At 71.6% G+C, this 12,722-nt stretch carries 9 protein-coding genes; 3 read left to right on the forward strand and 6 right to left on the reverse strand.

Annotated features, from left to right (window positions below; all coding sequences use genetic code 11):
* Window positions 1-269: 269 nt before the first annotated feature.
* Entirely contained in the window at window positions 270-695 is a 426-nt protein-coding gene (locus tag FK498_RS20110; protein WP_141853267.1) for a helix-turn-helix domain-containing protein, read from the reverse strand.
* A 99-nt stretch (window positions 696-794) separates the two neighbouring features.
* Here FK498_RS20110 and FK498_RS07775 point away from each other — a divergent pair, with 99 nt between their 5' ends.
* Window positions 795-2,237, forward strand: a complete 1,443-nt coding sequence (locus FK498_RS07775; protein ID WP_202614785.1) for an MFS transporter — start codon at window positions 795-797, stop codon at window positions 2,235-2,237.
* Between the two features lie 247 nt (window positions 2,238-2,484).
* Window positions 2,485-2,634 (forward strand): hypothetical protein, encoded by a 150-nt coding sequence (locus tag FK498_RS19245; RefSeq protein ID WP_161988349.1) that lies wholly within the window; start codon window positions 2,485-2,487, stop codon window positions 2,632-2,634.
* A gap of 686 nt (window positions 2,635-3,320) precedes the next feature.
* Here the strand turns inward: FK498_RS19245 and FK498_RS07780 are convergent.
* The 4 genes from FK498_RS07780 to FK498_RS07795 form a co-directional block, all read right to left on the reverse strand.
* Entirely contained in the window at window positions 3,321-5,018 is a 1,698-nt protein-coding gene (locus FK498_RS07780; protein ID WP_141853269.1) for a hydantoinase B/oxoprolinase family protein, read from the reverse strand.
* Between the two features lie 13 nt (window positions 5,019-5,031).
* On the reverse strand, window positions 5,032-7,098 hold the full coding sequence (locus tag FK498_RS07785) for a hydantoinase/oxoprolinase family protein (protein WP_141853271.1): 2,067 nt from the start codon (window positions 7,096-7,098) through the stop codon (window positions 5,032-5,034).
* Complete coding sequence (locus FK498_RS07790; protein ID WP_141853273.1) at window positions 7,095-8,360, reverse strand: hydantoinase/carbamoylase family amidase; 1,266 nt, start codon at window positions 8,358-8,360, stop codon at window positions 7,095-7,097. The genes FK498_RS07785 and FK498_RS07790 overlap by 4 nt, the downstream gene beginning before the upstream one ends.
* Before the next feature lie 79 nt (window positions 8,361-8,439).
* A complete protein-coding gene (locus tag FK498_RS07795) occupies window positions 8,440-9,228 on the reverse strand; it encodes an SDR family oxidoreductase (protein ID WP_141853275.1) in 789 nt (262 codons plus the stop codon).
* A 122-nt stretch (window positions 9,229-9,350) separates the two neighbouring features.
* Here FK498_RS07795 and FK498_RS07800 point away from each other — a divergent pair, with 122 nt between their 5' ends.
* A complete protein-coding gene (locus tag FK498_RS07800) occupies window positions 9,351-10,325 on the forward strand; it encodes a D-glycerate dehydrogenase (protein WP_141853277.1) in 975 nt (324 codons plus the stop codon).
* Between the two features lie 7 nt (window positions 10,326-10,332).
* On the opposite strand, the gene FK498_RS19250 is transcribed toward FK498_RS07800, so the two are convergent.
* Window positions 10,333-12,654: a methyl-accepting chemotaxis protein gene (locus tag FK498_RS19250; protein WP_161988350.1), complete on the reverse strand. Its 2,322-nt coding sequence runs from the start codon at window positions 12,652-12,654 to the stop codon at window positions 10,333-10,335.
* Window positions 12,655-12,722: the final 68 nt, after the last annotated feature.

Here is a 12,722-nt window from a genome sequence, read left to right on the forward strand (position 1 = left end):
CGGGAAGGTAGAGCGGGCACATGCGCCGGCGCGCCTTGTGGCCAAGCCGCTCCAGGAAGGGCGCAAGCCAGCGCTCCAGATCACCCTGCCAGCCCGCGCCAAAACCCTCTCCCGCCATGACCGGCCCCCGGCAGCCGATCCCTCATCAATCACGCATCCGCCGAGAGGGGGATCCAAAATCGCCAGCCGCTCGCTTTTTTCTGCCAAAGTAGCGCCAACGTCGAAACCGGATACGGCTTCGGCACCCCATGCACGATGCGAGGAAGGAGCTACACACCCTCGCCCTGTCTCGTCTCGTATCGGCTGCGGGCTTCCGCGATCTTCGCCTGATTGGCTTCCGTCCAAATGACCAGCGCCTGCACCGTTTCGTGAAGCGAATTTCCGAGCGGTGTAAGGTTGTATTCCACCTTCGGCGGCACGGTCGGATAGACAGTTCGCTCCACGATCCCGTCGCGTTCGAGCTGGCGCAATGTGGTCGTCAGCATGCGCTTGCTGACGCCCTCGATGCTTCGCAGCAGCTCGGCAAAGCGCATCGTGCGCTTGTCGAGCAACGCGATAACCAGCAGCGACCACTTGTCAGCAATCCTGTCGAGGATTTGCCGTACTTCGCAGCCCTCCCGCACGTCCCACTGCAGCACGTCATAGTTGGAGGTGAGCCGGCAGTTACCCGGTAATTCCACAGTGCCTTCTTTCATGGGGGCGCACCCTGCCGTATCGCTCCGCGGGTTACAAGAGGGAACCTGGCAACAAAAGGTTCCCTCACCGACCATGACGCTGAATGAGGGCGCACCCGCATGACATCGACCGTTTCGCAAAAGTCATCATATGAGCCTGAACGCATGAGTCTCCGCGAGAAGGGTGCGCTTCTTGTCCTGTGCGGCGCGATCTTCCTGGAAGGTCTCGACATCGCCATGCTCAACGTGGCGCTGCCGCACATTCGCGCTGATCTCGGCCTTTCCACCACGACGCTGAGCGCGGTGGTCAGCTCCTACGTGATCGGCTACGCCGGCTTCATGCTTCTCGGTGGTCGCATCTGCGACCTCTACGGAAGGCGCCGCGTCTTTCTGGTTGCCCTCGGCGTGTTCGCCGCCTTGTCGGGCCTCGGGGGGCTCGCGACAGAAGGCTGGATGCTCCTTGCCGCCCGTTTCATCGCCGGACTGTCGGCTGCGTTCATGACGCCAGCCGGCCTCTCGCTCATTACCACCAACTTTCCCGAGGGGCCGCGACGCAACAAGGCCGTGCTCATCTATGCGGGCGCTGCCTCGGCCGGATACTCCTTGGGTCTGGTGATCGGCGGTTTGTTAACGGCCATCAGCTGGCGCTGGGTCTTCTTTGCCCCGGCAATCCTGGCGACCTCGATCCTCCTGTCCGCCCTGAACCTCATTGCTGACGCCCATCACCCGGAGTCACGTCGCACGTTTGACCTCCCCGGCGCGCTGGTGCTGACAGCAGCTATGCTGGCTGCCGCAACCGGCATCGCACGCCTCGAGCACCCGGAGGAGTTTCAAGCCGCGCTCGTCGCCTGTGCTGTGAGCGCCGCCCTGTGGGTGATCTTCGTGCTCATCGAGCGCAGGAGGAGCGAGCCCCTGATCCGCCTGGGCATTCTCAGCTCCGGTTCACTGGTTCGCGCCAACCTGGCGATGTTGCTCTTCGGCGGATCGTTCTTCGGGTTCCAGTTCGTGGTCACGCTCTATCTGCAGGAGCTTCTGGGATGGACCCCGCTCCAAACAGGTCTCGCCATGATCGTTGTAAGCATCGACGCGATCCTCGCACCGACGCTGACACCCATCCTGGTGAACCGATTCGGCAATGTCAGGGTCATCGTCGTCGGTTTGACCCTCGCCGCAATCGCCTACGCGCTGTTCCTGCGCCTCGGCCTGGACTGGACCTATGCAGCCATGTTCCCGACCATGCTGATGCTTGGCGTGGGATTTGCGCTTGCCTATGGCCCGCTGACCATCGTCGCCACCAATGGCGTCGTGGAGAATGAACAGGGCCTTGCGAGCAGTCTCGTCAATACCTCCTTCCAGTTCGGGGCCGGGCTCGGACTTTCGGCGGTCGGTGCTCTTGCCGTCCTCAGTCTTGGCGGCGACGGCGGGGTTGCAGCCAGGCTTGAGGCGCTGCGCAGCGCAATGCTCGTGCCCGTTGCGACTGCCGCAATATCCGCATTCGTGATGATAATGCCGCCCCCCAGCATCAGGGCCGATGAGGCCGGTCGCGGAGGGCGATGGAGGTGATGCGCCGGGCTGGCCGATCGGGTGGTTCCTGGCGTGGCAGCAGCGATTGATGATGCCGTCGTGGTCGCGGAAGACGCGGTTGGGGAGCCAGTTGCAGCCCCCTTGGGGCGCAACCTTCTGGTCGCGCATGAACTGCCGGATGTTCGCCATCCCGTTGGGCCCCGGGCATGTGGGCTGCGGCGGCAGCAGGATGATGGTGGTCGGCACGGCGTCGCCGCCGGCAAGGTGCCACCCGGCCTGATCCAGCATGACCAAGGCATGCTTGCCGGAGCCGATCATCGTGCTGGTCTCGGCCAAGTGCGGGTTCATCGCCGCGGTGTTGCAGGCCGGCAGGATCGGCGCTGCACCCGTGCCGCCCTCGGGACAGACGGCGCCGAAGACATCGGCCGAGGCGTAGCGATGGTCCTGCGGCGCCCAGGGGCGGGGGCCGCGCCGTGCCCGGCGGCGGGTGCTCTTGTCCTCCGGCCGACCCGGGCTTCGTCGGCGAACCAGATCCCTATCGCGTCGAGACCGACGCCCTGGTCGCGCGCGATGCCCGCCGGTGTGGCAGGGACGTTCTTTTGAGCGCCTCGATGGCCCCCTCGGCCTGGGCGGGATGCTTCGGCCGCGCCGAGGGCTTGCGGCAGCCCATGGCGCACAATTCCCGCCTCGGCGTCCGCATCGAGACCGCGACGCGGAACTCCTCCCACGGCCACTGGCCAGGCTCGGCCAGCCCGCCAGCGCACCACCCCGCGGAGCGCCGGGATCGGGCACGGCCGATCTGCGCCGCCAGCACCCGCGTACGCGCATCATCGTCGGGGCGGCGGGAGAGCGGTGCCCCAAGCGAGGCACCACCGCTCGCCCGCGTGAGTCATACCCGGAGCACAAGGGTTTGACCTTTGTGCGGAGGGTATGGCGCGCGGGGCTCAAGGGGCGGCCGCGCGCACAACCAAGGCCTGATGCCCGGCCGGCAAAGGTCGAACCTTTGTCGGCCGGGTATCAGATCCCCCCTTGTCGGGGAATCATTCCTCGTGGGCTGCGCTCAGAAGGACTTGGATTCGAGCCGCATGCGATCTGCTCTCCTGCGGCTCCCGGACAGGCCGCCTACGGCGTCGGAGCGATCTGCACGCCGTAGAGCCGCGCCGCAGCCTCGCGCGACACCAGCCCGTCGGCGACGTCGCGCGCGACCAGCGCCGGGTCGCGCGCGCGCGGATCGCCCATGCCGCCGCCCCCCGGCAGGTGCAGCACCAGCCGCCGCCCCTCGGGGATGACCTGGAAGCCCTTGGTGCGCAGCACCGTGCCGTCGTCCAGCAGCACCGCGCCGGGCGCACCGTCGCCGCCGCCGAACCGTCCGCGCGGCGGGTTGCCCACGCGGTCGAAGATCGCGTTCACCGCGAACTCGGCATCGCCCTTCGTGCCGATCTCCATGATCTGGCCGAAGCCGCCGCGCGTCCGGCCCGCGCCGGCGCTGTCGGGGCGGAGTTCCTTGCGCCAGAAGATCACGGGGGCGACGTTCTCGGTCGCCTCCACCGGCATCGTGCGCACGCCCGACGGGAACGCGATCCCGGAGAGCCCGTCCTTCGTCGCGCGCGCCCCCGTGCCGCCGGAGTTGAAGGTGATGATCTCGAAGTCGGGCAGTCTCGCCTTCGGCCCCGAGACCTGCGATCCGCCGCGCAAGGGGGGGTTCCACAGGCACGACGAGCCCTCGGCGGCGACACGCTCCGGCACCGCCTGGGCGAGGCAGCCCATCATCAGGTCGGGCAGGAGCTGGCCGATCACGTGGCGCACGCTGACCGGGTACGGGCGCGGCGCGTTGAGGATGCAGCCCTCGGGAATGGCGATGCGGAAGGGCCGCAGGCTCGCCCAGTTGTTCGGGATCTCGGGCGCCACGACGACCTTGAGTCCGAAGCACGTGTAGGCGCGGCAATAGGCGGGGGGCACGTTGATGCCGCGCGTCGAGAGCCCCGAGGTGCCGGCGTAGTCGACCTCGATGGTGGCGTCGTGCACCGTCAGCTTCGCGTGCAGCGTCACCGGCGCCTCGTAGCCGTCCGAGCGGATCTCCGCCTCCCAGGTGCCGCGCGGCAGGCGCGCGATCTCGGCCTCGGTCGCGCGCAAGCTCGCCTCGAAGATCGCCTCGGCCAGCGGGTCGAGGCTTTCCAGGCCGAACTCGTCCATCATCTCGATCAGGCGCCGCGCGCCGGCATCGTTGCAGGCGCACAGCGAATAGACGTCGCCCTCGAGCTCGACCGGCGTGCGGGACCCCGCGCGCAGGAAGTCGAAGAAGGTCTCGTTCGGCGCGCCGCGGTCGAAGCACTTCACGATCGGGATGTAGAGCCCCTCCTCGAACACGCTCCGCCCTTCCGGCCCCATGCCGAGCCCGCCGATGTCGATGATGTGCGCGGTGTTGGCGAAGAGGCCGACGATCCGGCCGTCCTTGAACGCGGGCGTCACCACGGTGAGGTCGTGCAGGTGCCCGGTGCCGAGCCAGGGATCGTTGGTGATGTAGTGGTCGCCCGGCCGCATCGTCTCGGCGGGGAACTTCGCGAGGAAGTGGCCGACCGACTCCATCATCGAGTTCACGTGGCCCGGCGTGCCGGTCACCGCCTGGGCGAGCATCCGTCCCTTGAGGTCGAAGATGCCGGCGGAGAGGTCGCCCGCCTCGCGCACGGTGGTCGAGAACGCCGTGCGGATCATGGTCTGCGCCTGCTCCTCGACCACGGCGATCAGGCGGTTCCACATGATCTGGGTCTGGATCCTCGCGAGCGCGGCGGAGGCGGCCGCCGCGGGGGCGATGTCGGTCATCGGTCGCACTCCCTCAGCCCTGGCTCAGGCGAATGTAGCCGAAGCCGTCGATCTCGGCGCGCCAGCCGGGCCCGACCAGCGTGGAGGTCTCGTCCTCGGCGATGATCGCGGGGCCGTCGAGCGTCGCGCCGGGCGCGAGCGACGTGCGCTCGTAGATCGCCCAGTCGGCGACCGCGCCGGTGACGGTGTCGCGCACCGCCTGGCGGCGCGCGGCCGCGGCGGGTGCCGGCGCCGGCGCGGCCCGCGCCGGCGCGGGGGGCTGCGGCACGGTCGCCACCGTCACGGCGAAGGAGAGGATCTCGACATCCGACCCCGGCACCGGCCGGTCGTAGAACGCGGCGTAGAGTCGGTCGTACTCGGCGCGGATGGCGGCGACATCCGCCTCGGTCAACGGCCGCGCCGGGATCGGCACCGCGATCTCGTGGCCCTGGCCGACATAGCGCATGTAGCCGACCCGGTGCTCCTCGGTCCGCTGCCCTCCGGCGCCGAGGGCGACGATCGCGGCTGCCTCCGCCTGCATCTCCGCGAGCAGCGCGTTCGCCGCGGCGAGGTCGAAGCTCGCGAAGCGCTGGTAGAGGCTGCGCACCACCTCGTAGGCGACGGGCGCGCGCAGGAAGCCGATCGCGCTGCCCACCCCGGCGCCGGACGGCACCAGCACGCGGCGGATGCCGATCTTCTCGGCCACGCGGTAGGCGTGCACCGGTCCGCCGCCGCCGAAGGCGATCAGCGTGCGGCCCTCCAGGGTCTTGCCGGACTCGATCGCGTGCACGCGCGCGGCGTTCGCCATGTTCTCGTCCACCATCTCGACCACGCCGAGGGCCGCCATGGCCGGATCCAGGCCGAGACGATCGCCCACATGCGCGACGAGCGCGGCCCGCGCGACCTCGGGCTGCAGCGCCAGCCTGCCGCCGGCGAAGCGGTCCGGGTCGTAGCGGCCGAGCACGAGATTGGCGTCCGTCACCGTCGGCTTGTCCCCGCCGCGGCCGTAGCAGGCGGGGCCCGGATCGGCGCCCGCGCTCTCGGGACCGACGGCGATCCGCCCCAGCGCGTCGACATGCGCGATCGACCCGCCGCCCGCGCCGATCTCCACCATCTCGATCACCGGGATGCGCAGGGGCAGCCCCGAGCCCTTCTTGAACCGCCCGACGCGGGCGACCTCGAAGCTGCGCGAGGTCTGCGGCCGGTAGCCGTCGATGAGGCAGACCTTCGCGGTCGTGCCCCCCATGTCGTAGGAGAGCACGTCCGCGATGGCGCATTCGCGCGCGACCGTGGCGGCGAAGATCGCCCCGCCCGCGGGCCCGGACTCGACCAGGCGGATCGGGAAGCGGCACGCGGTCTCGACCGTGGTGAGCCCGCCGCCCGAGAGCATCAGGAACAGCGGGGCACGGATGCCGAGGTCGCGCAGCCCGCTCTCCAGCCGCGTGAGGTAGCGGCTCATCAGCGGCTGCACGTAGGCGTTCGCGACCGTGGTGGAGAAGCGCTCCCACTCGCGCATCTCGGGCGAGACCTCGGAGGAGAGGCTGATCGGGATGTCCGGCAGCGCCTCGGCGAGGATCGCGCGCGCGCGGCGCTCGTGCGTTGGATTGACGAAGGCGTGCAGGAAGCCGATCGCGATCGCCTCGACCCCTTCCGCCTTCAGCGTCGGCACGAGCGCGCTCAGGCCCGCCTCGTCGAGCGGGCGCAGCACATGGCCTTCGTTGTCGAGCCGTTCCGCGACGGTCAGACGCAGCCGGCGCGGCACCAGGGGCTCGGGCAGCACGATCTGCAGGTCGTACTGGTCGTAGCGCGCCTCGTTGCCGAGGGCCAGCACGTCGCGGAACCCCTCGGTGGTGATGAGCGCGGTCTTCGCCCCCTTGCGTTCGATCAGCGCGTTGGTCGCGAGCGTGGTGCCGTGGATGACGATCGCGAGGTCGGAAGGCGCGAGCGCGGCCTGGGCCAGGATCGCGCGCACGCCCTCCATCACGCCCTGTTCGGGCGCGGCCGGCGTGGTCAGCACCTTGGCGGTCCAGCGCCGCACGCCGTCCTCGAGCGCGAGATCGGTGAAGGTGCCGCCGATATCGACGGCGAGGCGCGCGCTCACGCCGAGGCCTCCGCCATCCAGCGCTGCAGCACCGCGGCGGCCTGCGCGAAATCCTCCATCCGCATGTCCTCGTCCGGGTTGTGGCTGCCGTTCTGGTTGCGCACGAAGATCATCCCCGCCGGGATGCCGGCGGCCGCGAAGGCGGCCGCGTCGTGCCCGCCGCCCGAGGGCATCAGCCTGTGCGCGATGCCGAGATCGCGCGCCGCCCTGGCGAGCCCCTCGCGCAGGGACGCATCCATCAGTCCGGGCTGCGACCCGGTCTCCGGCCCCAGCGCGAAGCGCACGCCGCGGCGCGCCTCGATCTCCGGCACCATCCGGTGCAGGGCCGCGAAGAGGGCATCGCAGTGGGCGCGCTCGATGCTGCGCACGTCGAGTTCGAACCGCGCCTCGCCGGCGATCTTGGTGAAGCCCGCCTCCGCCGTCGTCGCCAGCACGCAGAAGGTGCAGACGAGTTCGCGGCCCTGCGCGTCGAGCCGCGCCCATTCCTCGTCGAGGCGGTGCGCGAGTTCGGCGAGCGCGATCGCGGCGTCGTGGCGGTACCGGCGTGGCGTCGCACCCGAGTGGTCGTACCTGCCGAGCACGCGGGCGGCGCGCAGGCGGCGCGAACCGGGAATGCCGGTGACGATGCCGACGGGGATCCCCTCCGCCTCCAGCACCGGCCCCTGCTCGATGTGCAGCTCGACGAAGGCGGCCACGCGCTCGCGCGTCAGGCTCGCGCGTCCCGCACGCGCGGCCTCGGGATCGAACCCCTCCTCGGCCATGTGCTCGGCGAGCGTCCGCCCGCTGTCGCGGCGGCGGACCTCGAGCTCCCCGGGCGCCAGCCGGCCGAGCGCGCCGCGGCTGCCGGGATAGGAGACCGGGAACCACGATCCCGCCTCCTCGGCGCGGATCGCCATCACGGTGACGTCGCGGCCCGGGGTGAAGCCGGCCCGCACCATGCCCGCGACCGCGGCGAGCCCGGCCACCACGCCTGCCGCGCCGTCGTAGTTGCCGCCGCGCGCGACACTGTCGAGATGGCTGCCGACGACCAGCTTCGGCGCGGCGCGGTCCGCGCCGGGCAGGGTGAGGAAGCGGTTGCCCATGTGGTCGGTCGCGATCTCGAGGCCGAGTGTGGCCGCCTCGCCGAGCACGATCTCGTGCGCGATCCGCTCGCCCGGCCCGTAGGCCTCGCGCGTGATGCCGACACCGTCATGGGTGCGCGCGCGCAGCGCGGCGAACAGGCGCGCCGCCAGATCGAGGTCCGGCATCAGGTTGGCGCGCATCTCAGCCCCCGTCGGTGGCGGCCGGCGGCGTCACGGCGCGCATCCACGATCGGCGCGGGTCGCGGCCGGCCGCATCGCCTCAGATCGCGCGGACGTTGCCGCCGTCCACGCGGATGATGCTGCCGGTGATGTAGGAGGCCTTCTCGGAGGCGAGGAACGCCGCCACCGCGCCGTACTCCTCCGGCGTGCCGTAGCGCTTCGCCGGGATCGTCTGGGCGACGCGCTGCATCGCCTCCTCGATCGAGATGCCCTCCCTCTTCGCCCGTCCGGCCGCGGTGTCGCGCGAGCGGTCGGTCAGGATCGAACCGGGGGCGAGGATGTTGCAGGTCACGCCGTCGGCGGCGACCTCGGCCGCGAGGGTCTTGTTCCAGCCGACGATCGCGGCGCGCAGCGTGTTCGAGAGCACCATGTTGGGCAGCGGCTGCACCATGCCGGAACTGCCGACGGTGATGATGCGGCCCCATTTGCGCTCGCGCATCGCCGGCAGGAGCCGCATGGCGAGGCGGATCGGGGCCACCACCATCTTGACGAACTGGGCCTTGAGCTCGTCGAGCGAGAGCTCGACCGCCGGCCCGACCGGCGGGCCGCCGTGGTTCAGCACGACGATGTCGACCCCGCCCATGCGCAGCACCGCCTCGTCGGCGAGCGCGTCCATGCCCGCCTCGTTCGCGACATCGGCCGCAACCGCGAAGGCCGGCACGCCGTTCTTCGCGCTCATCGCCGCGGCGAGCGCCTTCAGCGCCGCCTCGTCGCGGCTTGCCACCGTGACGGTCGCGCCCTCGGCGGAGAGCGCCTCGGCGGTCGCGCGGCCCAGCCCCTTCGACGCGCCCATCACCAGCGCGCGCCTGCCCTTCAGTCCGAGATCCATGTCCGCTCCCCGATCACGAGGCGGCGCATCCTACGCGCCGGGGGCAGCAGGGCAAGGGGCCTGGACAAGGGGCGGCCTGCGCTGGCAGGAGGCCGGCCGAACGAGACCGAGGGGGATCGAGGATGAGCCCGGCAGGGAAGCCCGCGCTGCTGCCGACCCGCGCCTTTCCGCGCGACGTGATGGCACGCGCACGGCGCGACTACACCGTGCTCGCCGAGAACGCGGAGGATCGCGTGCTCGCGGCGGAGGAGCTGCTGCGCCGCGCCGCGGGGGCCGAGGCGATCCTCTGTGCCGCCGGCGATCCGCTGCATGCCGGGACGATCGCGCGCCTGCCGGCGAGCCTGCGCGCGATCGCCACCTTCTCGGCCGGTCTCGACCACATCGATCTCGCCGCCGCCCGCGCGCGCGGCATCGTCGTGACCAACACGCCCGACGTGCTGACCGAGGCGACGGCCGAGCTGACGATGCTGCTGATCCTCGCCGCCGCGCGCCGCGCCGGCGAGGGCGAACGGCTGGTGCGCTCGGGGCAGTGGCAGGGCTGGGCGCCGACCCAGCTTCTGGGCATGCAGGTGAGCGGCAAGCGGCTCGGCATCCTCGGCATGGGACGGATCGGCCGGGCGGTCGCGCGCATGGCGCGCGGGTTCCGCATGGCGGTGCACTACCACAACCGCAACCGGCTCGACCCCGCGCTCGAGGACGGCGCGACGTATCACGGCGACCCCGCCTCGATGCTGGCCGCGATCGACATCCTCGCCCTGACGGCGCCGGGCGGGGAGAGTCTCCGCGGATGGCTGAACGCGGAACGGATCGCGCTCCTGCGCCCAGGGGCGGTGGTGGTGAACTCGGGCCGCGGCAGCCTCGTGGACGACGCGGCGCTGATCGCGGCGCTGAAGACCGGCCACGTCGCCTTCGCGGGCCTGGACGTGTACGACAACGAGCCGCGCCTCCACCCCGGCTATCTCGACTGCCCGAACGCCGTCCTGCTGCCGCATCTCGGCAGCGCGACCGTCGAGGCGCGCAACGCGATGGGGTTCCGCGCGCTCGACAATCTCGACGCCGTGTTCGCCGGGCGCGAGCCGCCCGACCGGGTGGCGTAGCCCGGGACTACGCCGCCCGGATCGCGGCGAGGAAGCGCGCCACCTCGTCCTTCAGCGTCGCCGCCTCGCCGGTCAGCGCGTTCGCCGCCTCCAGCACCTGCGCCGCCTGGCCGCCGGCCTGATCCACCGCCTGCGTCACCGCGCCGATGGTGGACGACACCTCGGAGGTGCCCACCGCCGCCTGCTGCACCGACCGCGCGATCTCCTGCGTCGCGGCCCCCTGCTGCTCCACCGCCGCGGCGATCGAGGTGGCGATCGCGTTCATCCGCCCGATCGTCTCGCCGATCGAGCGGATCGCGCGCACCGCGGCATCCGTCGCGCCCTGCATGGCCGCGATCTGCGCCGCGATCTCCTCGGTCGCCTTGGCGGTCTGGCTGGCGAGGTTCTTCACCTCGGACGCGACCACGGCGAAGCCCTTGCCCGCCTCGCCCGCGCGCGCCGCCTCGATCGTCGCGTTCAGCGCGAGCAGGTTGGTCTGCCCGGCGATGTCGCTGATCAGCCGCACCACGTCGCCGATCCTGGCGGCCGCCTCGGCGAGCCCCTTCACCGTCCCGTCGGTCGCCTCGGCCTCCTGGGCCGCGCGCGAGGCGATGGCGGAGCTCTCGGCCACCTGGCGGCTGATCTCCTGCACCGAGGCGGCGAGCTCCTCGGCCGAGGCGGCGACCGTCTGCACGTTCGCGCTCGCCTGCTCGGTCGCCGCCGCGACCGCGACCGCGCGCTTGCCGGTGTCGGAGGCGACCGCGGAGAGCGCCTCGGCCGTGCCGCGCATCTCCTCGGCCGCCTGCGCCACCGACCGGGCCACCTTGCCGACGGTATCCTCGAACGCGTCGGCCATGCGCGCCTGCGCCGTCATCACGGTCCAGCTCAGCATCGCGCCCACATAGGCGCCGGCCTTGTCGGTGATCGCGCTCACGCGCAGCGCGATCGTCTCGGGCCCGAGCTGCATGCGCGCCGCATGGGGCAGGCGGGCCGGATCGGCGATGACCGCGCGCACCCGATCCGGATCGCGGTGCAGCACGTCGATGCTCTGGCCGACCAGCGCATCCGCCTTGATCCTGAGGACGCCCTCGAGCCCCGCGATCAGCCGCCGCGACTCGGCATTGGCGTAGCTGATGCGGAAATCGTCGCGCGGGTCGGCGACCATCACGGCGGTCGGCAGCTGCTCGAGCATCTGGCCCTGGGCGAAGGCGCGCTCGACCTCGCCCTTCAGCCGTTCGGTCGCCTCGGCGATGCGGCCGATCTCGTCGCGCCGTCCCTGGAAGCCGACCGCGAAGCCCGTCTCGCCCCCGGCGATGCGCGCGAGCGCCTCGGTGATCGCGCGGATCGGCCGGGCGATCGCGCGCGAGGTGAGGAATGCGCCGAGCACCATCAGCGCGGCGATGCCGGCCGCCAGCATGATCACGCTCGCCCGCACCTGCACCGCCTCGGCATGGGCGGCCGCATCCGCCGCCGCCTGTTCCGCCGCGTAGGCCGACGCCAGGCGATCGAGCAGATCCCCGAGCCGCTCCTGCAGGGGCTCGATCACGCCGGCGCGGTGCTTGACGATCTGGTCGGTGAAGCCCGCGAGCATGGTGGTCGCCGCCGAGAGGTCGCTCAGCGCCTGGTCGAAATCGGCGATCTCGCCGCGCAGGCTGTTCGAGACGGCAACCCCCTGGGCCCCGCGCATGTGCACCCGCGCGGTCGCGATCGCGCGCCGCATGGTGGCGACGTGGCTCTCATGGCCGGCGGCGAGGAAGCGCAGCGCCGCGAGCTGGAGTTCCGCCACCGCCTTGTTCACCTCGAGCAGGCGGTTCTTGAGCTCGCCCTCCTCCACCGGCGCGAGCCCGTCGAGCTCGACCGCGCCGATCACGCTCTCGGCCCGCATCGCGAAGTCGCGCCCGCGCGGGATGAAGGAGTCGTCGCGCGTGGTGATCAGGCGGTTGCGCAGCTCCGCCGCCTGATCCAGCGCCTCGCCGTAGGCGGCGACGGTCCCGCGCGTCTCCTCGAGCAGGCCGCGGCGGTCAGGGTCGGTCTCCGCGGCCAGCACGGGGGCGAGCGCCGCTGCGGCGCCGCGCAGGAGTTCGCGGCCGCGATCGCGCGCGGCCGCCACCGCCTCGCGGGTCTGCGCCGCCTCGACATCGCGCTCCGCTGCCGGCACGGCCTGCAGCGTGGCCACCGTGCGGCGCACGGCGATCTCGTTTCCGACCGCCGCCGCGTGCTGCTCGCCAGCCCTGCCGATCGCGCCGAGGCCGAGCAGCACCGCCGCGACCAGGCCCGCCGTCAGCACCAGCGTCACCCCGGCCGACAGGGCCAGCTTGCCGGCAATCGGCAGGTTCCTCAGCACCTTCATCGTCCACTCCGCCATCCTCGATGGCGGGGCACCATGGCGGCGGGTCGTTAATCCCCGGCTAATCGGCC

It is taken from the genome of Elioraea sp. Yellowstone, assembly GCF_006704265.1.
Classification (GTDB): Bacteria; Pseudomonadota; Alphaproteobacteria; order Acetobacterales; family Acetobacteraceae; genus Elioraea.

Bases quoted from the DNA above. Each gene is read 5' to 3' on its own strand.
- FK498_RS20110 (WP_141853267.1), bottom strand. From the start codon at position 695: ATGAAAGAAGGCACTGTGGAATTACCGGGTAACTGCCGGCTCACCTCC.
- FK498_RS07775 (WP_202614785.1), top strand. From the start codon at position 795: ATGACATCGACCGTTTCGCAAAAGTCATCATATGAGCCTGAACGCATG.
- FK498_RS19245 (WP_161988349.1), top strand. From the start codon at position 2,485: ATGACCAAGGCATGCTTGCCGGAGCCGATCATCGTGCTGGTCTCGGCC.
- FK498_RS07780 (WP_141853269.1), bottom strand. From the start codon at position 5,018: ATGACCGACATCGCCCCCGCGGCGGCCGCCTCCGCCGCGCTCGCGAGG.
- FK498_RS07790 (WP_141853273.1), bottom strand. From the start codon at position 8,360: ATGCGCGCCAACCTGATGCCGGACCTCGATCTGGCGGCGCGCCTGTTC.
- FK498_RS07795 (WP_141853275.1), bottom strand. From the start codon at position 9,228: ATGGATCTCGGACTGAAGGGCAGGCGCGCGCTGGTGATGGGCGCGTCG.
- FK498_RS07800 (WP_141853277.1), top strand. From the start codon at position 9,351: ATGAGCCCGGCAGGGAAGCCCGCGCTGCTGCCGACCCGCGCCTTTCCG.
- FK498_RS19250 (WP_161988350.1), bottom strand. From the start codon at position 12,654: ATGAAGGTGCTGAGGAACCTGCCGATTGCCGGCAAGCTGGCCCTGTCG.